We start from the raw sequence: 21,101 nt of genomic DNA on the forward strand, positions 1-21,101 counted from the left end.
GCCGCCGCAGGTCACTGACGACGCCGGGACTTCGGGCAATGTAAACTTTTTGAGGCGCCGGACTTCAGCTCCGGAATCCATTGCCTCAGTAGCTCAGGGGATAGAGCAGCGGCCTTCTAATCCGCCGGTCGGGGGTTCGATTCCCTCCTGGGGCACCCATGGGCAAACGCCCCGGTTCACGGACCGGGGCGTTTGGGGCCACACGTGCCGGCAGGGTTCAGGATTGCAGCCGGTGCGGCGCTTCCACCAGAGAGCGAACCACGCTGCCGGCAGCGCCCAGCAGGGCCCCCGCATCCCCTACCGCGGAGATGGTGACGTGCGCCGGGGACAGCGCACCCGGCGCGTACTTGGCAAGGCTGTCCAAAAGCGGCCCGCGGAGCCACTGGTCCAGGACGGCAAAGTGTCCGCCAAGCACCACAGCCCTGATGTCCACCACGCGGGACGTCGACGCCACCGCCACGCCCAGCGCAGTCCCGGCCCGTTGGACGGCGAGCAGGGCAGCGGGGTCCTCAGCGCCGAGGGCGCCCAGCAGACGGGCCATGCTCTCAGACCTTGGCCACCCCTTCGCGGCGATACCGGCAGCAGAAAAAATTGCATCCTGCCCGGCTATCGTCTCCAGGCACCCCGTCCCGCCGCAGGAGCAGCGGCCCCCCTCCGGCTGCACAACGATGTGGCCGACCTCCCCGGCGTTGCCTTCAGGGCCGGTGAAAAGCTCCGAATTGATCACCAGGCCGCCGCCGACGCCCACCTCGCCGGAGACGAACAGGAAGTCCCGCCTTCCGTGGGAGCCGTGGGCCAGTTCCGCGAGCGCGGCAGCATTGGCCTCGTTGAAGAGGGAGACCCCCAACGGCACGTCGGGAAGCAGCCGCCCCATGTCCAGCTTCGTCCCCAGCCAGCCCAGGTTCGGGGCGGCGGTCACGGTTGAACTGCCGGCGTCAACGAGGCCGGGTACGGCGAGCCCTCCGCCCAGGACCTCAACACCCGAAGACGCGGCCGCCTTCCGCACGTCGGCGGCGAGCGCGGCGAGTGCGGACAGCACGGGGGCGCTGTCGCTGTCGCGGTTGTCCCGTTCCCGGATTTCCTGCACCACCAGGGTTCCGGAAAGGTCAGTCACTCCAGCCGCAATGTAATCGACGTTGATTTCCATACCCATGACACCCCGCGCCGGATTCAGTTCCAGCCCGACCCCCGGCCGGCCCCGCTCCCCCTGCCGGCTCAGGCCGACCTCGCGCAGGAGGCCGGCGCCCAAAAGGTCCAGGACGATGCTCGAAACAGAGGCTTTGGTCAGCCCTGTGGCCGCGGCCACCTGTGCGCGGGTCGGATGGGTGCCGGCCGGTGCCTGCGCCACCCTGGCAAGGACCAGGGCGAGGTTGTTGCGCCGAACGTCCGCCATGTTCCCCGGGCTGGCGGCGTCGGACAGTGCAGTGGCAGGTGCGGTACTGGCCATGGCCGTTCTCCTCGGGCTGGAAGCGGGGCCGTCCCTCACAGGCCCTTCGCTATTGACCCTAGCGTAGACTCGCTTATATAGTTCAAGCACTAAACTAATAGTGCCGCAACCGGCGACAACGAGTGCAAGGACGCATCATGACTCTCTCCCCCACCCCCGCTGACAAGTTCACCTTCGGCCTCTGGACCGTGGGCTGGACGGGCGCCGATCCGTTCGGTGTGGCCACCCGCGCCGCCCTGGATCCCGTGGAGGCGGTCCACCGGCTGGCCGAACTGGGCGCCTACGGCATCACCTTCCACGACAACGACCTGGTCCCCTTCGACGCCAGCGCCTCGGAACGTGACCTGATCCTCAAGAACTTCAAGGCAGCCCTGGCCGAGACCGGCCTGAAGGTCCCGATGGTGACCACCAACCTGTTCAGCCACCCGGTGTTCAAGGACGGCGGCTTCACCTCCAACGACCGCTCCATCCGCCGCTTCGCCCTGTCCAAGGTGCTGCGCAACATCGACTCCGCCGCGGAGTTCGGCGCCGAAACGTTCGTAATGTGGGGCGGGCGCGAAGGCAGCGAATACGACGGCTCGAAGGACCTCTCCGCGGCCCTGGACCGGATGAAGGAAGGCGTGGACACCGCCGCCGCCTACATCAAGGACAAGGGCTACAACCTGCGCATCGCACTGGAGCCCAAGCCCAACGAACCCCGCGGCGACATCTTCCTGCCCACCGTCGGCCACGGCCTGGCGTTCATCGCCCAACTCGAGCACGGCGACATCGTGGGCCTCAACCCGGAAACCGGGCACGAGCAGATGGCAGGGCTCAACTTCACCCACGGCATCGCCCAGGCCCTGTGGGCCGGCAAGCTCTTCCACATCGACCTCAACGGCCAGCGCGGCATCAAGTACGACCAGGACCTCGTCTTCGGCCACGGCGACCTCACCAGCGCGTTCTTCACCGTAGACCTGCTCGAAAACGGCTTCCCGGGCGGCGGGCCCCGCTACGAAGGCCCGCGCCACTTCGACTACAAGCCCTCCCGCACCGACGGCTACGACGGCGTCTGGGAATCGGCCAAGTCCAACATGGCCATGTACCTGCTCCTCAAGGAGCGCGCCCTTGCGTTCCGCGCAGACCCCGAAGTCCAGGAAGCCCTCAAGACCTCCGGGGTCTTCGAACTCGGCGAGAGCACCCTCGCGGCCGGCGAAACCGCCGCGGACCTGCTCGCGGACACCACCGTCTTCGAGGACTTCGACGCCGACAAGGCCGGCGAACGCTCCTTCGCCTTCGTCCGCCTCAACCAGCTCGCCATCGAACACCTCCTGGGCGCCCGGTAAATCATGGCACTCGTAGCAGGGATCGACAGCTCCACCCAGTCCTGCAAAGTGGTGATCCGCGATGCGGACACGGGTGCATTGGTCCGGCAGGGCAGGGCGGCCCACCCGGACGGGACCGAGATCCACCCGGATCACTGGTGGGCCGCCCTGCTGGACGCACTACACCAGGCCGGCGGCCTGGACGATGTTGCAGCTGTCTCGGTGGGCGGGCAGCAGCACGGCATGGTGTGCCTGGACAGCGAGGGCCAGGTGGTCCGGCCGGCACTGCTGTGGAATGACACCCGCAGTGCCGGCGCGGCACTGGAACTGATCAGCAATGCGGGCGACGGCGACACTGCCGCCGGCGCCCGCTACTGGGCCGGCGCAACCGGCACCGTCCCGGTCGCCTCGCTGACGCTGACCAAACTTCACTGGCTGGCCGCCAACGAGCCGGAGAACGCCGCCAAAGTTGCGGCAGTCTGCCTGCCGCATGACTGGCTGACCTGGCGGCTGGCGGACCACGGGCCAGGCAGCGGTCCGGGAAACCTCGAGGCCCTCGCCACTGACCGTTCCGACGCCTCCGGTACGGGCTACTACTCGACGGCGACCGGCGAGTACCTGCCGGGGCTCCTGGAGTCCTCGCTGGGGCACGTTCCGCTGCTGCCCGGCGTCGTGGGCCCGCTGGGGGTCGTGGGCAAGACACCGGAGGGCGCCCTCCTGGCCGCCGGCGCCGGGGACAACGCGGCGGCGGCACTGGGAGTGGGCGCCGGCGTGGGTGACGTGGTGATGTCGCTGGGCACCTCGGGGACGGTCTTCGCCGTGTCCGATACACCGGCCGCCGACCCGTCCGGGCTGGTGGCCGGGTTCGCCGATGCTTCCGGGAACTACCTGCCGCTGGTGTGCACCCTGAACGCCACCCGCGTTTTTGACGCCACTGCAGCCCTGCTGGACATCAGCATTGCGGAGTTCAATGAGCTGGCGCTGTCCGCCGGACCAGGGGCCGGGGGCCTCACCCTCGTTCCCTATTTCGACGGCGAGCGCACGCCGAACCTGCCCGACGCCACCGGCTCCCTGCACGGCATCACCCGCGGGAACTACACGCCGGCCAACCTGGCGCGGGCCGCCGTCGAAGGCGTGGTCTGTTCGCTCGCGGACGGCCTGGCCGCCCTGCAGCAACAAGGCGTGCAGGCGCGGCGCATCATCCTGGTGGGCGGCGGAGCGCAGTCCGCGGCAGTACAGGAGGCGGCAGCGCAACTGCTGGGAATCAGCATCACCGTGCCGCGCCCGGGTGAGTATGTGGCCGACGGCGCCGCCCGCCAGGCCGCAGCGGCACTCACCGGGGAATTTCCGCAGTGGGCGCTGGACGCCGTCGACCTCCCTGCCGGGCAGGACGGCGGCGGGGTGCTGGCACGGTACCGCCGCTGCGCCTCCCTATATACCTGACACCGGGATACCTGACGCCGGGCCCGCCTGGCGTTTCCACGCGAAAGGCCCGGACCGCACTGTGATGAATTCACTGCGCGGTCCGGGTCCTTTCCATGTGGGGCGCAGCTCCTGCCAGTCATGTTGGGAACGTGGCAGGAGCCCGCGGTCTTGGGTCAGGTCAGGCGTACGGGAGGACGAGCTCCGCGTAGCGCTCCTTTACTGTGGCCAGGACGGTATTGCCGTCCGTGCCCCAGATGTCCTGATTGAAGATTTCCACTTCGATGTCACCGGTGTACCCGGCATCGCGCACCCAGGCGCCGATGGTGGCAAAGTCCACCACGCCGTCGCCCATGTAGCCGCGTGACAGCAGCGGATCCGCGGCGATGGGCATGTTGAAGTCGCACACCTGGTAGGACGCAAGTCGCCCCTCCCGGCCGGCGCGCTCGATCTGCGGCTTCAGTTCCGGGTCCCACCACACGTGGAAAGTGTCGACGGCGACGCCCACTGCCGACGCGTCGAACGGCGCCGCGAGGTCAAGGGCCTGCCCCAGGGTGGAGATCAGCGCCCGGTCAGCGGCGTACATCGGATGCAGCGGCTCCAGCACCAGCCGGACGCCGTTCTCCCGGGCGAAGGGGACCAGGTCGGCGAGACGGTCCGCCACGCGCCGGCGCGCAGCCACCACGTCCTTCTCCCCCGGGGCCAGCCCGCCGACCACGAGGAACAGTTCCCTGGTGTCGAGCGCGACGGCTTCCAGGATAGCTGCCCGGTTGTCAGCCAGGGCTGCGGCCTGCCCTGCGGCGTCGGGTGCGGTGAGGAACCCCCCGCGGCAGAGCGAGGAGACGCGGAGCCCGGCGTCCTTGATCAGGCGGGCTGCCTTGTCCAGGCCGGCTTCCGCCACTCGGTCCCGCCAGGGCCCGATGGCGGGGATGCCGGCGTTGACGCAGCCCTCGACCACCTGGGCCAGGGTCCATTTCTTGGTGGTGGCGCTGTTGATGGAAAGGCGCGCAAAGTCTGCCGTTCCTGACGTGCTGGTCATACGCCCACCCCGTTGATCCGCAGGTAGTCGGACATCCGGAAAGCGGCCAGAGCCGGATCCCGCAGCAGGCCCGCCTTGTCCGCCAGTTCAAAGGTCCTTGCCAGGTGGCATACCGAGCGGCCGGAGTGCAGGCCTCCAACCATCTGGAAGCCGGGCTGCCTGCCGTTGAGCCAGGACATGAACGCGATCCCGGTCTTGTAGTAGAACGTGGGTGCGCTGAAGATGTGCTTCCCCAGTTCCCTCGTGGAGTCGAGGATTTCGCGCGCCTTCGCGGCGTTGCCGGCGTCGTAGTTCTGCAGCGCCACCGAGGCGGCGGGGTAGATGGCCGCGAAGATGCCCAGCAGGGCGTCCGAGTGGCGGCTGCCGTCGCCGTCGATCAGTTCGGGGTAGTTGAAGTCGTCGCCGGTGTAGAGGCGGACGCCTTCGGGCAGGGCCGCCCGAAGGGCAACCTCATGGCTGGCGTCGAGCAGCGAGACCTTGACGCCATCCACCTTGGCCGCGTTGTCCCTGATAAGGCCGAGGAAGGTTCCGGTTGCCGTTGCTACATCGTCCGAACCCCAGTAACCGGCCAGGGCGGGATCGAACATGGTGCCGAGCCAGTGCAGGATGACCGGCTGGTCCACCTCCTCCAGCAGCGTCGAGTACACCTGCAGGTAATCCTCGGGACCCCGGGCAACCTTGGCCAGGGCGCGGGAGGCCATGAGGATCACCTTGGGCCCGGCCTCGCTGACCACCGCGATCTGCTCGCGGTAGGCCTCAAGGACGGCCTTGATGCCGGCCTCCCCGGCCGGCAGGGTGGCGCTGTCCAGCTGGTCGGTGCCGGCACCGCAGGAAACAAGGTCCCGCACCGACTTGCCGGCCGTTGCCGGGTTGCCGGCGGAGACCACCGAGGCTGCCTCGACGCCGGTGCGCTTGATGAGCTGCTGGGTTGCCGCCCAGTCAAGGCCCATGCCGCGCTGGGCAGTGTCCATGGCGTCGGCCACACCCAGGCCGTAGGACCACAGCTCGTGCCGGTAGGCCATGGTGGCGTCCCAGTCGAGCCGGGCGGGCGCGCCGGGCGTGTTGTCGGCCAGGACTTCGGGGATCACATGCGCTGCGGCATAGGCGCGGCGGGCGATGAGCGGCGCCGCTGGCCGGGCCCAGGACGTGCCGCCCTGGAGGCGGTATTCCCGGGTGCCGCCGTCGTGGGAGGGCAGGATGAGTGAGGTCATTAGAGGGTAATCTCCGGGATGTCGAGGGTGCGGCGTTCGTCGTTGGACTTCAGGCCAAGCTCGGCGAGCTGGACACCGCGGGCGGCGGAGAGCAGGCCGAAGCGGTGTTCGCGGCCGGCGACGACGTCGCGGAGGAACTCTTCCCACTGCAGCTTGAAGCCGTTGTCCAGGTCAGCATTGGCAGGGACTTCCTGCCACTGGTCACGGAAGGATTCCGTGACGGGCAGGTCCGGGTTCCAGACGGGCTTCGGCGTGTGGGCGCGCTGCTGCGCAACGCACTTGTTCAGGCCTGCGACGGCGGAGCCGTGCGTGCCGTCCACCTGGAACTCCACCAGTTCGTCGCGATAGACGCGGACGGCCCACGACGAGTTGATCTGGCCGATGACCTCGTCGCCGCCCGGGGTTTCCAGCTCGAAAATGCCGTAGGAGGCGTCGTCGGCGGTGGCCTTGTATTCCTTGCCTGCCTCGTCCCACCGGGTGGGGATGTGGGTGGCGGTCTTGGCGCTGACGCTCTTGACCTTGCCGATGATGCCTTCGAGGACGTAGTTCCAGTGGCAGAACATGTCCGTAGTCATTCCACCGCCGTCTTCCTTGCGGTAATTCCAGGACGGGCGCTGGGCGGCCTGGATGTCACCTTCGAAGACCCAGTATCCGAACTCGCCGCGGATGGAGAGGATTCGGCCGAAGAAGCCCTCGTCCACCAGGCGGCGGAGCTTGACCAGGCCGGGGAGGTACAGCTTGTCGTGGACCACACCCGCGGTGACGCCGGATTCCTTGCCGATCCGGGCGAGCTCGATGGCCTCGTCAAGCGTCTCGGCAGTGGGCTTCTCTGTGAAGATGTGCTTGCCGGCCTGCATGGCCTTCTTGAGGGTGGCTGCGCGGAGGCTGGTCATGGAGGCATCAAAAACGACGTCGACGGTGGGGTCGTTGATGACGGCGTCCAGGTCGGTGCTCCACTCGGAGACCTTGTGCTTTTCGGCGAGCTCCCGGATCTTGGCTTCGTTGCGGCCCACCAGGATGGGCTCAACCTGGACGCGGGTGCCGTCTTCCAGCGTGAATCCACCGGCGTCCCGGATGGGAAGGATGGAGCGCAGCAGGTGCTGGCGGTACCCCATCCGGCCGGTGATGCCGTTCATGGCAATGCGGATTGTTTTTGTCTCGAAGCCCATTTGTCCTCCACGGTGAGCGAGCAGTTCTACTGAAGTTGAAGCCCTACTGAAGCTGATTCGGGAAAGCGCATTCCCGCTACGTCAATGATGCACGTCCGCAGACTTCTTGGCAAGCGCTTTCCAGTAGCGGTCCGCAACTGCCATAATGTGGTAACGCCTATTGACCCAACAAAGCCGATCAGGAGACGCTGTGGCTGCAAGTACCCTTACCGAGGTGGCGCGGCTGGCCGGGGTATCTCCCGCCACTGCCAGCCGCGTCCTCAACGGTTCCGCACGCAAGCCGGGGCAGGACATCGCGGACCGTGTCCGGCAGGCTGCGGCCTCGCTTGGATACATTCCCAACGCCCAGGCCCAGGGCCTGGCGAAGTCCAGTTCGGGCCTGATCGGCCTGATCGTGCACGACATTGCGGACCCCTATTTCGCCGCCATCGCACGGGGGGTCCAGGAGGCCGCCCGTGAACAGCGCAAGATGGTGCTGCTGGCGACCACCGGCGGGGCGCCGGCGGAGGAGCGCGAGGCCGTGGCTGCCTTCGCTGCACGGCGTGCCGATTCGATCGTGATTGCGGGATCCCGCTCGTCGCGGGAGGAGGACCGGGACGACAACGCGGACCTTGCAGCGGAGCTTGACCGGTACTGCCGCAACGGCGGCCGGGTGGCGGTGGTGGGACATCCGGTAGTGGGTGCCAGCGCTCCTGAGGGCTACCACGTTGTTGCCGTGCCGAACCAGGAACTCGCCGGCGCCCTCGCAGCTGAACTTGCTGCCGGCTGGACTGGCGATTTCGTCATCATAGGAGGCCCCGAGGGCCTCTTCACGTCGGACGACCGCATCCGGGGCTTCCAGGAAGGCCTGGCCAGGGCCGGCCGGGGCGCGGCGGAGATCCTGCGCACCTCGTTCAACCGTGCCGGAGGCTACGACGCGGGCCTCAAGCTGGCTGCCAGGATCAAGGCCCAGCGGACAGCGGACGGCGATTCCCCTGCCACGGCGAAGATGTGCATCTTCGCAGTCAACGACGTCATGGCCATCGGGGCCTCGGCAGCGCTGCGGGCTGAAGGGCTCCGGGTTCCGCGGGACGCCAGGATTGCCGGATTTGACGATATCGAGACGCTGCGGGATTTCCGCCCCGCCCTCTCCACGGTCCGCCTGCCGCTGGAAGACATCGGCCGGCTTGCTACCCGGGCGACGGCCAGCGGCCCCGGCCGCAGCGATGGCCAGGAGGACGCCGACCTGCAGCCCGTGAGGGGCGAAGTCACGCTGCGCCGCAGCACGGAGACAGTGGCCTGACCATGGTGTCCGTGCTAACCGCTGTTCCTGCACGTGCCGGCGCGGACGGTGCCGGAGGCCCGGGGCCCGCCGTCCTGGTCCTGCCCGGCGGCGGCTACGGCCGCCAGGCGGACCACGAAGCGGAGCCGGTGGCCGAATGGCTCGCCGCGCTCGGCATCCACGCCTTCGTGCTGAGATACCGCGTGGCCCCGGACCGGCATCCGGCCCCGCTGGAGGACGCCAAGGACGCCATGCTGCATATCCGTGGCGGGTCCCATGGTTTGGCCGTCGATCCGCAGCGGGTCGGCGTCCTCGGATTTTCGGCCGGTGGACACCTGGCCGCCACGCTCTCTACCGCCGTGGCAACGGGCTGCGAGCGCTTCGACGTTCCCGGCGCGGTCCCGGACCTCACCGTGTTGTGCTACCCCGTGGTGTCCTACACCACGTCAGTGCACCAGGGTTCGGTCGACAACCTCCTTGGCGGCGCGCCGTCGTCGGACGTCCTTGAGGAACTTTCCGCGGAACGGCAGGTGACTGCCGCCACCCCTCCCGCATTCATCTGGCACACCGCGGATGACGACGCCGTCCACGTCAGCCACAGCCTGGGCTACGCCGGGGCGCTTATGGGCGCAGGCGTGCCTGCCGAACTGCATGTCTTTCCCCATGGCCGCCACGGATTGGGCCTCGCCGCGGAGGAGCCGGGGCCGGACCAGTGGACGCGGCTGTGCGCAGCCTGGCTCGCGCGAGCCGGCTGGACCTCCCCGTGTTGCGGGCCGGCAGTCCGGACTAGGCCAGGGCCCGGATGGTCCAGGACGCTGAGTGCGTCTCCCCCGGTTTGAGGTGAAGAAGGTCCGCCCCCGAGTTGAAGGCGTCAGGCGGGCAGGTCATGGGTTCAACCGCCAGCCCCAGCCTGTCCGGGCCAACCGGCTTGTCTGCAGTGTGGATCTGGACCCAGGGCCACTCCGCGCCCCATTCCAGTTCCACGCCTGTTCCCGCCCGATCCTTTACGCGGACCCGGGCCAGCCCGGCGGCGTCGCGGGTAATTCCAGTGAAGGCATGGTCAATCCTTACCGGCCCCAGCCGACGGGGACTGCGGAAGTCGAAGCCGCCTTCCTCCACGGTCTTCATGCCGATGGGAAGCAGCCGGTCCGGCGTCACGTCGAGGAATTCGCGCGCCGGCACTTCCAGCGTCCATTCGTCCAGCGTTCCCGGGCCGGCCACCAGGTAGGGGTGGGGGCACACGCCGTAAGGGGCGCTGGCGGACCCGGCGTTCACAGCACTCACCGTGCTGCGTAATCCGCCAGGACCCAGCGAGTAGGAAACGGACACCTCGAGATCCGATGGGTAGTGCGGGCCTGCGCCGATCGTGCACACCAGCACCACGCGGTCCTCAGCCACCTCCCGCACCGCCCAGATCTGCTCCGTGGCAAGGCCGTGGAGCGCCGAACCCCGCTCGGGCTCGTTGACGGGAGCCTGGTAATCGGTTCCGGCGTAGGCATATCTGCCGTCCGCCAGGCGGTTCGGCCATGGGACGCAGATAACCCCGCGATAGTCAGGAACCCGGCCATCCGGACCAAAGCCAACCACCAGGTCCCGGCCGTTGTGCTGCAGTTCCCGGAGGGCGCCCCCGCGGGCTGTGACCACGGCGGCGTAGGGGCCACTGGCAATGCTGTGTTCCGTGGATGGCATGAAAATCCCCTTTGGGGCCGAGACACTTGTGAGCGCTAACCAGCCTAGCGCATGTGTCCTGGCGCGGCACAAGGAAATCCTCCGCTGGATAGAGTTTCCCCATGGCCGAAGCGGATGCGCTGAACAGCGAGGTGCTTTCTGCCGTCCGCCGTGCGCTGCGTGAACGGGCAGATCCGGTACGGGGTGCCGGGGCGCAGGCCTACATGAAGTCCGCCATGCCCTGCCTCGGTGTGCGCGTCCCCGAAGTCCGCCGGATCGCTGCCGAAGCTGCCGGCGGCACTCCCTTCGCGTCGGCCGGCCAGCTGCGCGCCACTGTCCTTGAGCTTTGGCGGAACGCCGCCGCCCGCGAGGAACGGTATGCAGCCATCGACCTGACCGCTGAACCGCTGGCGGCGGGTGACATGCTGATGCTGCCCGTGTACGAGGAAATGATTCGCAGCGGCGCGTGGTGGGACTTCGTGGACCCGGTAGCGGCGCGCCTGTGCGGCCTGCTGCAAGCCAACCGTGAGCAGATGTCAGAAGTCCTGCTCGGCTGGAGCACCGACCCGGACTCATGGATAAGGAGGGCTGCCATCCTCTCTCAGCTTAAGGCGAAGGCAGCCACTGACACCGTGCTCCTGGCCCAGGTCCTGGCAACAAACATGGCAGACCCGGAGTTCTTCATCCGGAAAGCGATCGGATGGGCCCTGCGCGAGTATTCAAAGACGGCGCCGGAGTGGGTGGCGGCCTTCGTGGCAGAACATGAGGCAGCCCTCAGTCCGTTGTCCCGTAGGGAAGCGCTCCGGCGCCTCCCTGCCCCCGCACCTGACGCATAACGGCGGTGGCAGGCAAATAACCTGGAGTCAGGTTGACGTTCCGGACCGGGAGCGCGGGGATGGTGCAGCATGCCAGGCCTCCAGCCTGTTACCGGCCCGGGCACCGGCCAGCGCGAGGAGCACACCGCCGAACGCCATCGCCATGAGCCCGTACACCACGGATTCGGGTGGAGCTCCCCTCAGGGCGTGCATCACCAGCGTGCCCGGCACTAATCCCAGGTACCCTGCCGCACCGGCACCCATCGCCCACGGCCATGCCTTCGCCATCACCCGTGCGGCCGGTCCCGGCGGCCGCGAAGGTACTGCGGGCCTGGATGCGCCGATGCCCAGGATGATTCCCAGCAGCGGCGGACCGAAACCGCCACCAACGGCGAACAGCAGCAGCGCGAGCCCGATCAGCACCAGGGGCCCCCGCCGGCGGTGTACGCCGGCCACCGCCCAGGCCCCGAACACTACCGCCACCGCCACGGTCACAACGCCCGAAACCAACAGATCGGGTAACACCGTGAAGGCCGGCTCTCCGTCCAGGATTTCGAACGCTTCGTTCCCGGGCCAGGAACGGAACACCGGACCGTCGGGCGCCACCGGGCCCTGGAGGATCTCGCCCAGCCCGTGCTCCACGCCGGCCAGGGCCGCCAGCAGCCCAAAGACGCCCGTCACGGTGCGCAGCGCCTTGCCGGTCGGCGCGTGGCCCGAATTCTGCATCCGGCGCCTCCTTGAAGTGGGGGATGCTTCGACCGTACGGGCAGCGCATCCCCGGCAGCAGGGTCCAAAGGCCCGTCAAGCGGGCCGGACATCAGCGCCGGAGATGGTGGAGGCCACTAAGCCCGGCGAGGGAGCGTCGAGCGTCGCTTCGAACGCGGGACCGACACGCGGCGCTGCCTAGATGATGGGGCGTTCGACGACGGCCTCGTGCGTTTTGCGGAACAGCCGGCGGGTGCGGGGGTCCCAGAAAACCAGGTACAGGCCAAAGAGCAGGCCGGTCACCGCGGCGGCCACTCGGGCGAGGGCCAGTGCGAAGCCGAGGTCCTCGGTCTGAAGGTACGGGAAGACTTCCAGCTGGTCTGAAATGGCATAGATCATGAAGAAGGAGACAACGAAGTAGAGCGCCTTGACCTGCCAGTCATTCCTGATCCCGGTGACTGCAAAGAGCGGTATCAGCCATACGACGTACCAGGCTTGGATGATTGGAGACAGGAGGACAATCGCGGCCAGAGCGAGGGTGAGGCGGCGCATCAGCCGGTCGTAGTCACCGCGGAAGATCTGCCAGGCGACAATGCCCACGGCAACAAGCTTGCCCACGTTATAGACAAAGCCGGCCAAGGTGGCGCCGTCGAGTCCAAACGAATTGGCCAGGGAGGCAACCACCATTCCGATGAGCCCCACGGGCGCGTACCAGATGGAGATGCTTCCGGGGGCAGAGAGCCCATTGACCCAGCCGAAGCCGAAACCATTGACCAGGCTCATCAAGGCCAGGATGCCGAGGCTCAATGCAGCGGTCAGGCCCCAGAACACGAATTTGCGGAGCCAGCCCGCGTCCCTGCCCGCCCAAAGGAGCCCGATGAACGGCAGGAAGACGATGGTGATGGGCTTCACCGCAACGGAAAGGGTTACCAGCACAATGCCGCGGACCACCCGGTGCGTCGCGGAGTAGTAGAGTCCGGCCAGCGCCAGACCGATCATCAGTGCGTCATTGTGGACGCTGGCGATGAAGTTCGTCAGGAACAGCGGGTTCGCAGCGGTGAGCCAGAGGGCCCGGTGCGGATTGATGCCGTGCAGCTCGGCGAGCCGCGGAACATAGATCACGCAGAGGATGACTCCGGCCAAGGCAACCAGCCGGAACAGCATCACGCTTGCCTCCGGCTGGACGTTCGTGGACCACACAACGAACTGTTCAATCCACAGGAACAGCTGGCCATAGGGAACGGGGGCTTCCGTCCACATTTTGTCCGCGCCCAGCTGGAAGTAGTTGGACAGAGCCGAGATGCCGTTCTCGTAGGGGTTGAACCCTTCAACCATCAGCCGGCCCTGGCCAATGTAGGCGTAGACGTCGCGGCTGAAGAGCGGCACGCTGAACATCATGGGCAGGCCCCATGCCACAACGGCCATCAGCGTAGCTTTACGGGCCTGCCTGCCCCACACCCTGACCCGCTGCCCCAGCCTGAGCCAGGCACGGACCAGGAGCATGCCTCCTATGGCCAGCAGGACAATCGAGAGGGCAACGCCAACTGCTTCGGCACGCATCCAAATGAACAGCGGCATCCGGCGGAGTTCGGAGACCGGGGCCAGCCAGCCCACGCCCAAGGATCCGATAAGCATGAACATGGAGCCCACGAAGCCGGCAAGGAGCGGGGACCGGGGATTATCCACTTCCGCGCCGCCCGCTGCGACAGTGGCGGCGGGCGCCACCTCCCCCGCCGCAGGCACAGGCGCCGTCATTTCAGGATCGTCCAATCTATCTCGTCTGCGATTCTGCCCGGCGGGCCAACGGCCGGCCGAGGCGCATCCTCACGGGAGCGGGATGACCCGCCGCGTCTTCGAAATCCTAGCATCGGCCGGTGCCCTGAAGGTGTAACGGTAGGCTTGTCCGGTGCCTATATCTAACGAACGCATCGTCTGGATCGACTGCGAAATGACCGGCCTGGACATCAAGAACGACGCCCTGATCGAGGTGGCCGCCCTGGTCACCGACTCCGAACTGAACATCCTCGGCGACGGCGTCGACGTGGTCATCAAACCGGATGATGCCGCGGTGGCCCAGATGAACGATTTCGTCCGCGACATGCACACCAAATCGGGGCTCCTCAAGGAACTGCCGAACGGCAAGACGATGGCCGAAGCGGAAGCCGCCGTCATGGAATACATCACCACATGGGTGCCGGACCCGCGCAAGGCGCCGCTGGGCGGTAATTCCGTGGGGACGGACCGGGTGTTCCTGTCCCGGGACATGCCCGCAGTGGTTGAACACCTGCACTACCGGGTGATCGACGTCAGCACCATCAAGGAACTCTCGCGCCGCTGGTTCGCGAGGGCGTACTTCCAGTCTCCGGCCAAAAAGGGCGGACACCGCGCACTGGGGGACATCAAGGACTCCATCGACGAGCTCCGTTATTACCGGGAGGCCGTGTTCGTGCCTGCACCGGGACCGGACAGTGCCACTGCCCTGCAGATTGCCCGCCGCGTCACATCCGCCGGGGACGCCGGGCAGCAGGAAGGGTAATCTGCGCCACCTTCGACGGAATTTTCCGCAAAAACCCCAAAAGTGGACAAAGCACCCCTGAAGAGCAGGTAAGCTATATGAGTTGCCTTTCCAGAGGGCCGGTACGCCGGTAAATCTGCAGGCACATGGTGGGCTTAGCTCAGTTGGCAGAGCGCCTGGTTGTGGTCCAGGAGGTCGCGGGTTCAACCCCCGTAGCTCACCCTCACGGGACGGTATGTGCAGCCGTCCAAGAAGGAGGCCGCACCGGAGATCCGGTGCGGCCTCCTTCTTTTTTCGCCGTTTGCACACTTGCACCTGGCACGAGACACCGCTGAAGGACCGCTAAAGATGACCGTTCTGCCAATCACCATCTGGGGAGAACCCGTACTGCACCGCCGGGCTTCCGAGGTGGAAGTGTTCGACGACGAGCTGCGGACTTTGATAGCGGACATGTTTGAAACGAACGACGCCGCCAACGGCGTGGGTCTCGCGGCACCGCAGATAGGCGTGGGCAAGAGGATCTTTGTCTACAAATACGCCAACGACGACGGCGCTCCGCCCACGGGCGTACTGGTCAACCCGGTGCTGACCCTGTCAAAGATTTCCGGCGCGGTACCGGACCCGGACGAGGAAGAAGAAGGCTGCCTGTCCTTCCCCGGCGGGCAGTATCCCCTGAAGCGCGCCGAGTGGGCACGTGTTGAAGGGTTTGACGGCTTTGGACAGCCGGTCAGGTTCGAAGCCACCGGCTGGTTTGCCAGGGTCATCCAGCACGAATATGACCACCTGGACGGAAAACTGTACGTCAACCGGCTGATTGACCGCTATGCGCGCAAAGCCATGAAACAGGCCAAGAAGAGCGGCTGGGGCGTTCCCGGACTGACCTGGATGCCGGGCGTCGACCCGGACCCGTTCGGCCACTAGGGCACCCGGTCACTTCGCCGCAATGGTGGGCTGGTCCGGGCAGGACCCCAGCACGCGCTTCATGGCGCCCTTCTCCGCCTCGGTGACCCATAGTCCGTAGGCTGCCTTGACCGATATTTGGCGGGCCACATAGTGGCAGCGGAAGGATTTATTCTTGGGAAGCCAGGTTGCGGCATCGCCGGCACCCTTCTGCACGTTTGCCGGGCCGTCCGCCGCGATCAGGTTCAGCGGATCGTTGGCCAGGCTCTGGCGCTGCTTGGCTGTCAATCCCTGGGCACCCTTCTGCCACGCGTCACCCAAGGCCACGACGTGGTCTATTTGGACTGCCCGGCTGCTGTCGGAGCCCCGCCGGAAGTCCAAGGGCTGCCCGGTATAGGGCTCGCGGAAGGAGCCCCCTGCCACCCGGCACGTGGAACCTTCCATGAACACCACGGCGGTAAGGTCACGCCTGAGCATGTCGTTGCGGGTGTCGCACCCGTTCCGGTCCACGTCCAGCCACGCCTGGCCGAACGCTTCGCGGTCGTACTTGTCCTTCGCGGCCCGGCCCTTGACGGGAAGCCGTTCCAGCGCGGTGACGGCAGTACCGGAGGGCACGGGGTGCACCGGCACAACGGGCTTCATCCAGGCAGGGTCGAACACTGGGGCTTCGGTGGGGCCGGAGGCCGCGGGCTCCGCCAAGGCAAACTGGCCGGCAGTAAAGAACCAGGACAGTGCCGCCAGCGCACCGACGGCGGCCACTGCCAGGATGCCCCACGCCTGCCGCGAGCGACGGCGGGCTCGCCGGTAGGCGGACCAGCTCACAGTCATGGGGACCCGGCCCCTTCTCGGACATCATGCACCAGAAGAGCCTAGGCCGCCTCCCGTGTCGCCCCGTTGTTTTCCACAGTGTGGAGGGCAAGTGGCGGCGCTGGTGGAAGTGTCCGCGCGGGGGTTACTGCTCGCGCATCACCCTCCGGAGGTCCTCCTCGGCGATGGCCAGCAGTCCTTCCAGCTGGCGCACCCGATCCTCGCCGACGTCGCCCGTCTTGTAGGCGGCGCGGGCGCCCTCAAGCAGCCGGACGGCCTCCTTGTGGTTGGCTTTGGCGACGTCGAGGGCGTGCTCAAGGGTTGTTTCGTGCTGAAGTGTCGAATTTTTGTCCATGCCACCAGTGTGGTCCCGTTTCCCGGCTGATTCCAGCAGAATCAGCCGGGAACTCGCGGGACCGGCGGCCCCGGCCTAAACGGCGATCGCTGCGAGGGCCGCGGCGGATTCCTTTGCGGGGAAGGACGGCGGGTTGACCCCTGCCATTTCCTCCATCACGCGGACCACCTGGCAGCTGTAGCCGAACTCGTTGTCGTACCAGACGTAGAGGACGACGTTTTTGTCTGTGGACACAGTGGCCAGGCCGTCCACGATGCCCGCGCGGCGGGAACCGACGAAGTCAGTGGAGACAACTTCGGGTGAGTCGATGTAGTCGATCTGCTTCCGCAGGTCCGAGTGCAGGGACATCTCGCGGAGGTAGTTGTTGATCTCGTCCTTGGTGGTCCCGTTCTCCAGGCGGAGGTTCAGGATCGCCAGGGAGACGTCAGGGGTGGGGACCCGGATGGAGCTGCCTGTGAGCTTCCCGAGCAGCTCAGGCAGTGCCTTGGCCACGGCTTTGGCGGCACCGGTCTCCGTGATGACCATGTTCAGTGCGGCGGAGCGGCCGCGTCGGTCACCCTTATGGAAGTTGTCGATCAGGTTCTGGTCGTTGGTGAAGGAGTGCACCGTCTCCACATGGCCGTGCACGACGCCGAACTTGTCGTTGACGGCCTTCAGCACCGGCGTGATGGCGTTGGTGGTGCAGGACGCGGCGGACACGATCTGGTCAGTGTCCTCTATGGTGCCGTGGTTGATGCCGTGGACGATGTTCTTCAGGTCGCCCTTGCCCGGCGCGGTCAGGAGAACCCGTGCCACGCCCTTGCTCTGCAGGTGCTGGGACAGCCCTTCCCGGTCACGCCAGCGGCCGGTGTTGTCCACCACCAGGGCATTGTTGATGCCGAAGGCGGTGTAGTCGATGGTGGCAGGGTTGTCCGAGTAGATGACCTGTACCTGCACGCCGTTGGCCGTGATGGTGTTGGCTTCCTCGTCGATCCTGATGGTCCCTTCGAAGGACCCGTGGACGGAGTCGCGGCGCAGGAGGCTGGCACGCTTGGAGAGATCGTTGTCAGCGCCCTTGCGGACCACGATGGCGCGCAGGCGGAGGCCATGGCCGCCGCCGGCCTTTTCGATGAGGAGGCGGGCCAGAAGCCGGCCGATCCGGCCAAAGCCGTAAAGCACCACGTCGGTGCTGGTGCGGTCGTCGCCGCCGCGCTTGCCCACAACGTCGGCAAGTTCCGCGCGGAGGAATTCTTCCAGCGTGGCGCCGCTGCCCTCTTCCTTGAACTTCTGGTTCAACCGTGCGATGTCGATCGCAGCAGCACCGAGCTCCAGGCCGGCCAGGGTGTTCAGCAGCGGCGCGGTCTCCTCCAGGAGCAGCTCGTCCTTGCTCATCCGGCGTGCAAAACGGTGCGCCTTGAGGATGTTCATGGTGGACTTGTTGATCAAACTCCGGCCATGGATGCTGGTGACCACGTTGTTTTCGCGGTACAGCCGGCCGATCACCGGAATCATGGCCTCGGCGAGGGCCTCCCGGCCCATCCACGTATCAAGACAAGAATCTGACGTCTGGCTCACAGAAATACCTTCCTCGGTTCAGCCGTGTACGTCCTCGTACACGGATGTCGGCCACCACATGTTGTGCAGGGGCACCCGCGCCTGCAGGGGTCGGCCCCCAGGCGCCTGGATCGCGTGCAAAGAAAAACCGCCGGCTGCGAACGCAACCCCGGCGGAAGAACTCCTGCGTCCGGTCTCCATTCTAAGTTGGCCGGCCCCCCTGAACCGGCCGGAACCACGTGAAATCACTCACAGGGAACGGCCTTGCGTCCGGGGCATCAGTTGTGGATGGCCGAATAGAGATTGAGGCTGGCCGAAAACACAACCCACGAAAAATAGGGCAGCATCAGGAGGCCGGCAGCCGGGCTCACCGGACCGAACCGCACAACGAGGAAGGCGAGGGACGCCGCCAGCCCGGCAATCACCAGGAAAGCAGCCCAGAGTGCAGCGGCTCCAAATACCGGAAAGAGCCCGAAGAAGGCCAGCGGCCACGCGGCGTTGAGCACCAGCTGGACAAGGTACCCGGCCAGGGCGCCTCCCCTCAGCTCCCCTTTCCGCCAGACGAGCCAGGCGGCAACCGCCACCCCCGCGTAGAGCAGCATCCACATGCTCCTGAACATCCAGCCCGGCGGCATCCAGGGAGCCTTGACCGACCCCGCGAACCAGCCGCCGGAATTCAGGATGATGGGGACCGACGCCAAGGCCCAGGCTGCAGCGGAGAGCGCAAGGAACCCGGCCAGGGCAACAGCCTGCCGTCCGCGGGCGGAACCCTGCGGTTGGGCGGCTCCATAGCCGGAGGGCGGGTCAATATTTGCGGGCACGGTTCAGGATCCCCAACACAACTCTCAAGGTCAAACCGGAATGGGTGGATGGGTTGACCGATACGCCGGGTTCTGTGCTCCCGCCACGTTGCCGGTGCGGGAGTAGCGGCCATCCATCTACGAGCGCCGTTGCCGGCGCCCTCCAGCGGCCTACCCGGACACTCGGGCGGGCAGCCCTCAAACGTGTCCTGTCTGGCCTTGCTCCGGGTGGGGTTTACCTAGCCTTCCCGGTCACCCGGGAAGCTGGTGGTCTCTTACACCACCGTTTCACCCTTACCTGGTTCGTGCCGCTTTCAAACCGGCGCGACCCAGGCGGTCTGTTCTCTGTGGCACTGGCCTGCGGGTTACCCCGAGTGGGCGTTACCCACCACCCTGCCCTGTGGAGCCCGGACGTTCCTCGAGCCACTTGCGTGACGCGCGGCCGCCTGGTCAACCCATCCAGGTCCAGTCTACCGGCGCGGTGCCGCATTCCCTGCGCCGGTAGGATCGGACGGTGCTGATTCTGCTCCCCCCTTCCGAAGGCAAGACGCCCGCGATCCGTGGTTCCGCCGTCGACTGGCCTTCCCTGAGCTTCCCGGACCTGAACTCCTGCCGCGCCAAGGTGCTCGACGCACTGGGGGCGGTGAGCGCGCACGAGGACGCCCTCGCGTTGCTGGGGGTCGGGGCCTCGCTGAAGGACGACGTCGACCGCAACACCCGGCTCCACGCTGAACCCGCGGCTCCCGCCCACCAGATCTACTCCGGCGTGCTGTACGACGCACTGGGCTACAAGACGCTCACCCCTGTGCAGCGGCGCAAGGCAGACGAGTCGGTGCTGGTGATCTCCGCCCTCTGGGGCGCCATCCGCTTCGGGGACAGCGTGCCCGCCTACCGGCTGTCAATGGGGACGGCGCTGCCCGACGTCGGCCGCCTCGCCTCGTTCTGGAAGCCGCACCTGTCCAGTGCACTGGCGCCGCTCACCGAGGGGCAGCTGCTGGTTGACTGCCGGTCCAGCACCTACGCCGCAGCGTGGGCGCCGCCGGCGGCGCAGACCGTTACGGTCAACGTGTTCACCGAAGTGCAGGGCGTGCGGAAAGTGGTGAGCCATTTCGCCAAGCACACCCGCGGCGAACTGGCGCGGCACCTGCTGACCCGGCGGGGCAAGGCTCCAGCGACGCCGTCGGACCTTGCAAAGGCCGCCCGGGAAGTGTGGCAGGCAGAGCTCGTGGACGGGTCAGCGAAGAAACCCCACGCGCTAAACATCATCCTGCCGGGCTGATTCCCCCGCCCCTCCCCAACTAGGTAGCGCTAAGTGTCGTTATGAGCCGCCAAAACGACACTTAGCGCTACTTAGTTGGGTCAGGCCCATTCCTCCGAGCGGACCAGGATGGCGCCCGAGTCCGGGCAGAAGACGATGTCGTCAGCGGCGGCTGCCTTGATCTCGGCCAGGTCGCCGGGGCTCAGCTTCATGCCTGACGCTTCGGACGTGCCGTGGAACAGCCGGGCGGCGCCCACGCCCCGCTTGGCGAGCGTTTTTTCGTAGACGGCGAGCAGGCCGGCGTCGAGCCCCGCAGCGAATTCGGCGCGCCGGGTGCGGAGCCCGCTCGCTTCCGCCTCCACCTCAGCCAGTTCCGCATCCAGCTCGGCGCGGATGGTGCCGAAGGATCCCTGGATATCGTCCACAATCCCCTGCTGCGCCGCCTGCCTGGCGCGAAGGGAGTCCAGCCGCTCCATTACCTCGAGTTCGATGTCCTCAAGGTCCGAGCGACGCTTGTTGAGCGAGGCGATGTCCTTCTGGAGGGCCACCAGGTCCTTGGACAACCCGGTGCCGCTGTTCAGCCGCGCCTCGTCCCGCTGGATTCGCGAGGCGACCTGTTCCACGTCCGCCTCGGCCCGCTTCAGTTCGGCCTCGGCGTCATGGACAGCCACCTTCGCCGCACCAAGCTCGCCATTGGCAACAGACAGGGCCGCCTCAAGGTCCTTGATGCGGGGATCGTTTTCCAGGGAGCGGCGGCGGTTGGCGAGCGACTTAAGCTTGGCGTCCAGCCCCTGCAGCTCAAGCAACTTCAACTGTTCCGCCGGTGCTGCCTTCGCCACATTTACCTCCGCTTGATCCCTACCGGCCGGGGCCGGGCACCTGATCGGCGCTT

General features: G+C 66.9%; 20 protein-coding genes, 2 tRNA genes and 1 other RNA gene. 10 read left to right on the forward strand and 13 right to left on the reverse strand.

Annotated features, from left to right (window positions below; genetic code table 11):
- Nucleotides 1-82: 82 nt before the first annotated feature.
- Nucleotides 83-155: transfer RNA gene (locus SMD14_RS11795), tRNA-Arg, on the forward strand.
- A 62-nt stretch (nucleotides 156-217) separates the two neighbouring features.
- On the opposite strand, the gene SMD14_RS11800 is transcribed toward SMD14_RS11795, so the two are convergent.
- Complete coding sequence (locus tag SMD14_RS11800; RefSeq protein ID WP_157241949.1) at nucleotides 218-1,447, reverse strand: ROK family protein; 1,230 nt, start codon at nucleotides 1,445-1,447, stop codon at nucleotides 218-220.
- 137 nt (nucleotides 1,448-1,584) lie between these two features.
- On the opposite strand from SMD14_RS11800, the gene xylA reads away from it, so the two are divergent.
- Both xylA and xylB read left to right on the forward strand, forming a co-directional pair.
- A complete protein-coding gene (xylA, locus tag SMD14_RS11805; RefSeq protein WP_321213763.1) occupies nucleotides 1,585-2,772 on the forward strand; it encodes a xylose isomerase in 1,188 nt (395 codons plus the stop codon).
- A gap of 3 nt (nucleotides 2,773-2,775) precedes the next feature.
- Nucleotides 2,776-4,194, forward strand: a complete 1,419-nt coding sequence (xylB, locus tag SMD14_RS11810; protein ID WP_321213764.1) for a xylulokinase — start codon at nucleotides 2,776-2,778, stop codon at nucleotides 4,192-4,194.
- A gap of 160 nt (nucleotides 4,195-4,354) precedes the next feature.
- On the opposite strand, the gene SMD14_RS11815 is transcribed toward xylB, so the two are convergent.
- Genes SMD14_RS11815 through SMD14_RS11825 form a run of 3 tightly spaced genes read right to left on the reverse strand, consistent with a single transcriptional unit; the run spans nucleotide 4,355 to nucleotide 7,592 of the window.
- Nucleotides 4,355-5,212: a sugar phosphate isomerase/epimerase gene (locus tag SMD14_RS11815; protein ID WP_157241946.1), complete on the reverse strand. Its 858-nt coding sequence runs from the start codon at nucleotides 5,210-5,212 to the stop codon at nucleotides 4,355-4,357.
- On the reverse strand, nucleotides 5,209-6,423 hold the full coding sequence (locus SMD14_RS11820; RefSeq protein WP_409339682.1) for a dihydrodipicolinate synthase family protein: 1,215 nt from the start codon (nucleotides 6,421-6,423) through the stop codon (nucleotides 5,209-5,211). Before SMD14_RS11820 ends, SMD14_RS11815 begins: the two co-directional genes overlap by 4 nt.
- A complete protein-coding gene (locus SMD14_RS11825) occupies nucleotides 6,423-7,592 on the reverse strand; it encodes a Gfo/Idh/MocA family oxidoreductase (RefSeq protein ID WP_321213765.1) in 1,170 nt (389 codons plus the stop codon). The genes SMD14_RS11820 and SMD14_RS11825 overlap by 1 nt, the downstream gene beginning before the upstream one ends.
- A gap of 190 nt (nucleotides 7,593-7,782) precedes the next feature.
- Here SMD14_RS11825 and SMD14_RS11830 point away from each other — a divergent pair, with 190 nt between their 5' ends.
- The gene (locus SMD14_RS11830) at nucleotides 7,783-8,874 is read left to right on the forward strand and encodes a LacI family DNA-binding transcriptional regulator (RefSeq protein WP_321213766.1); all 1,092 of its coding nucleotides are present in this window, start codon (nucleotides 7,783-7,785) and stop codon (nucleotides 8,872-8,874) included.
- Between the two features lie 2 nt (nucleotides 8,875-8,876).
- Nucleotides 8,877-9,692 (forward strand): alpha/beta hydrolase, encoded by an 816-nt coding sequence (locus SMD14_RS11835; RefSeq protein ID WP_321213767.1) that lies wholly within the window; start codon nucleotides 8,877-8,879, stop codon nucleotides 9,690-9,692.
- Here SMD14_RS11835 and SMD14_RS11840 read toward each other — a convergent pair.
- On the reverse strand, nucleotides 9,640-10,542 hold the full coding sequence (locus SMD14_RS11840) for an aldose 1-epimerase family protein (RefSeq protein ID WP_321213768.1): 903 nt from the start codon (nucleotides 10,540-10,542) through the stop codon (nucleotides 9,640-9,642). The two genes, SMD14_RS11835 and SMD14_RS11840, sit on opposite strands and share 53 nt — an antisense overlap.
- Nucleotides 10,543-10,643: 101 nt before the next feature.
- Here SMD14_RS11840 and SMD14_RS11845 point away from each other — a divergent pair, with 101 nt between their 5' ends.
- Nucleotides 10,644-11,357 (forward strand): DNA alkylation repair protein, encoded by a 714-nt coding sequence (locus SMD14_RS11845; RefSeq protein ID WP_321213769.1) that lies wholly within the window; start codon nucleotides 10,644-10,646, stop codon nucleotides 11,355-11,357.
- A 27-nt stretch (nucleotides 11,358-11,384) separates the two neighbouring features.
- Here SMD14_RS11845 and SMD14_RS11850 read toward each other — a convergent pair whose 3' ends face one another.
- Nucleotides 11,385-12,062, reverse strand: coding sequence for a hypothetical protein (locus SMD14_RS11850; protein ID WP_321213770.1), 678 nt, complete (start codon nucleotides 12,060-12,062; stop codon nucleotides 11,385-11,387).
- Between the two features lie 177 nt (nucleotides 12,063-12,239).
- Complete coding sequence (mptB, locus tag SMD14_RS11855; RefSeq protein WP_321213771.1) at nucleotides 12,240-13,796, reverse strand: polyprenol phosphomannose-dependent alpha 1,6 mannosyltransferase MptB; 1,557 nt, start codon at nucleotides 13,794-13,796, stop codon at nucleotides 12,240-12,242.
- A gap of 193 nt (nucleotides 13,797-13,989) precedes the next feature.
- Here mptB and orn point away from each other — a divergent pair, with 193 nt between their 5' ends.
- From orn to def, 3 genes are all read left to right on the forward strand, one after another.
- Nucleotides 13,990-14,577 carry an oligoribonuclease gene (gene orn, locus SMD14_RS11860; protein ID WP_321216261.1) on the forward strand — a complete coding sequence of 196 codons (588 nt, stop codon included), beginning with the start codon at nucleotides 13,990-13,992 and terminating at the stop codon, nucleotides 14,575-14,577.
- Nucleotides 14,578-14,705: 128 nt separating this feature from the next.
- Nucleotides 14,706-14,778 (forward strand) — tRNA-His (locus SMD14_RS11865).
- 126 nt (nucleotides 14,779-14,904) lie between these two features.
- A complete protein-coding gene (def, locus tag SMD14_RS11870; RefSeq protein WP_157241937.1) occupies nucleotides 14,905-15,477 on the forward strand; it encodes a peptide deformylase in 573 nt (190 codons plus the stop codon).
- Nucleotides 15,478-15,486: 9 nt separating this feature from the next.
- On the opposite strand, the gene SMD14_RS11875 is transcribed toward def, so the two are convergent.
- From SMD14_RS11875 to rnpB, 5 genes are all read right to left on the reverse strand, one after another.
- Nucleotides 15,487-16,284, reverse strand: coding sequence for an HNH endonuclease family protein (locus SMD14_RS11875; protein ID WP_157241936.1), 798 nt, complete (start codon nucleotides 16,282-16,284; stop codon nucleotides 15,487-15,489).
- A 124-nt stretch (nucleotides 16,285-16,408) separates the two neighbouring features.
- On the reverse strand, nucleotides 16,409-16,618 hold the full coding sequence (locus tag SMD14_RS11880) for a hypothetical protein (protein ID WP_157241935.1): 210 nt from the start codon (nucleotides 16,616-16,618) through the stop codon (nucleotides 16,409-16,411).
- Nucleotides 16,619-16,693: 75 nt separating this feature from the next.
- Nucleotides 16,694-18,136, reverse strand: a complete 1,443-nt coding sequence (locus SMD14_RS11885) for a glyceraldehyde-3-phosphate dehydrogenase (RefSeq protein ID WP_157243117.1) — start codon at nucleotides 18,134-18,136, stop codon at nucleotides 16,694-16,696.
- Between the two features lie 293 nt (nucleotides 18,137-18,429).
- On the reverse strand, nucleotides 18,430-18,972 hold the full coding sequence (locus tag SMD14_RS11890) for a TspO/MBR family protein (RefSeq protein WP_321213772.1): 543 nt from the start codon (nucleotides 18,970-18,972) through the stop codon (nucleotides 18,430-18,432).
- Nucleotides 18,973-19,017: 45 nt separating this feature from the next.
- An RNA gene (gene rnpB, locus SMD14_RS11895) (RNase P RNA component class A) lies at nucleotides 19,018-19,409 on the reverse strand.
- Between the two features lie 56 nt (nucleotides 19,410-19,465).
- Here rnpB and SMD14_RS11900 point away from each other — a divergent pair.
- Nucleotides 19,466-20,230 (forward strand): peroxide stress protein YaaA, encoded by a 765-nt coding sequence (locus SMD14_RS11900; protein ID WP_321213773.1) that lies wholly within the window; start codon nucleotides 19,466-19,468, stop codon nucleotides 20,228-20,230.
- 80 nt (nucleotides 20,231-20,310) lie between these two features.
- Here SMD14_RS11900 and SMD14_RS11905 read toward each other — a convergent pair whose 3' ends face one another.
- Nucleotides 20,311-21,048: a C4-type zinc ribbon domain-containing protein gene (locus tag SMD14_RS11905; protein WP_321213774.1), complete on the reverse strand. Its 738-nt coding sequence runs from the start codon at nucleotides 21,046-21,048 to the stop codon at nucleotides 20,311-20,313.
- Nucleotides 21,049-21,101: the final 53 nt, after the last annotated feature.

Source organism: Pseudarthrobacter oxydans (assembly GCF_034258515.1).
GTDB lineage: Bacteria > Actinomycetota > Actinomycetes > Actinomycetales > Micrococcaceae > Arthrobacter.

What these genes read in the sequence shown, in the direction of transcription:
- orn (WP_321216261.1), top strand. Translation starts at nt 13,990, where the DNA reads ATGACCGGCCTGGACATCAAGAACGACGCCCTGATCGAGGTGGCCGCC.
- SMD14_RS11825 (WP_321213765.1), bottom strand. Translation starts at nt 7,592, where the DNA reads ATGGGCTTCGAGACAAAAACAATCCGCATTGCCATGAACGGCATCACC.
- def (WP_157241937.1), top strand. Translation starts at nt 14,905, where the DNA reads ATGACCGTTCTGCCAATCACCATCTGGGGAGAACCCGTACTGCACCGC.
- xylA (WP_321213763.1), top strand. Translation starts at nt 1,585, where the DNA reads ATGACTCTCTCCCCCACCCCCGCTGACAAGTTCACCTTCGGCCTCTGG.
- SMD14_RS11820 (WP_409339682.1), bottom strand. Translation starts at nt 6,423, where the DNA reads ATGACCTCACTCATCCTGCCCTCCCACGACGGCGGCACCCGGGAATAC.
- SMD14_RS11885 (WP_157243117.1), bottom strand. Translation starts at nt 18,136, where the DNA reads ATGGGCCGGGAGGCCCTCGCCGAGGCCATGATTCCGGTGATCGGCCGG.
- SMD14_RS11845 (WP_321213769.1), top strand. Translation starts at nt 10,644, where the DNA reads ATGGCCGAAGCGGATGCGCTGAACAGCGAGGTGCTTTCTGCCGTCCGC.
- SMD14_RS11835 (WP_321213767.1), top strand. Translation starts at nt 8,877, where the DNA reads ATGGTGTCCGTGCTAACCGCTGTTCCTGCACGTGCCGGCGCGGACGGT.
- mptB (WP_321213771.1), bottom strand. Translation starts at nt 13,796, where the DNA reads ATGACGGCGCCTGTGCCTGCGGCGGGGGAGGTGGCGCCCGCCGCCACT.
- SMD14_RS11850 (WP_321213770.1), bottom strand. Translation starts at nt 12,062, where the DNA reads ATGCAGAATTCGGGCCACGCGCCGACCGGCAAGGCGCTGCGCACCGTG.
- SMD14_RS11800 (WP_157241949.1), bottom strand. Translation starts at nt 1,447, where the DNA reads ATGGCCAGTACCGCACCTGCCACTGCACTGTCCGACGCCGCCAGCCCG.
- SMD14_RS11815 (WP_157241946.1), bottom strand. Translation starts at nt 5,212, where the DNA reads ATGACCAGCACGTCAGGAACGGCAGACTTTGCGCGCCTTTCCATCAAC.
- xylB (WP_321213764.1), top strand. Translation starts at nt 2,776, where the DNA reads ATGGCACTCGTAGCAGGGATCGACAGCTCCACCCAGTCCTGCAAAGTG.
- SMD14_RS11840 (WP_321213768.1), bottom strand. Translation starts at nt 10,542, where the DNA reads ATGCCATCCACGGAACACAGCATTGCCAGTGGCCCCTACGCCGCCGTG.
- SMD14_RS11875 (WP_157241936.1), bottom strand. Translation starts at nt 16,284, where the DNA reads ATGACTGTGAGCTGGTCCGCCTACCGGCGAGCCCGCCGTCGCTCGCGG.
- SMD14_RS11880 (WP_157241935.1), bottom strand. Translation starts at nt 16,618, where the DNA reads ATGGACAAAAATTCGACACTTCAGCACGAAACAACCCTTGAGCACGCC.